Source organism: Azospirillum griseum, assembly GCF_003966125.1.
Classification (GTDB): domain Bacteria; phylum Pseudomonadota; class Alphaproteobacteria; order Azospirillales; family Azospirillaceae; genus Azospirillum; species Azospirillum griseum.
The window spans coordinates 1-221 of sequence record NZ_RXMA01000209.1 but is presented as its reverse complement, the minus strand read 5'-3'; the positions used below and the strand labels follow the sequence as shown (position 1 = coordinate 221).

At 65.2% G+C, this 221-nt stretch carries 1 protein-coding gene; it reads left to right on the top strand.

Translation table 11 applies throughout. The annotated features are described in order from the left end of the window. Positions 1-57: 57 nt before the first annotated feature. The coding region (locus EJ903_RS26805) for a transposase (RefSeq protein WP_148105352.1) at positions 58-221 on the top strand (164 nt) is incomplete at its 3' end.

Sequence of the window (221 nt, the reverse complement as noted above, 5' to 3'; positions counted from 1 at the left end):
ACAGGTGGCGAAGCGAGGGTCCTGCTCCTATAAGTAGCGCGACCACAGGAGCAGTACGTGAAGCAGACCCGCAAGAAGCACAGCGCCGCGTTCAAGGCGAAGGTGGCGTTGGCCGCCATCAAGGGCGACCGCACGGTGGGTGAACTGGCCAGCGAGCACGGTGTTCATCCCAGCCAGATCCACGCCTGGAAGAAGGCGCTGCTCGACGGCGCGGCCACGCT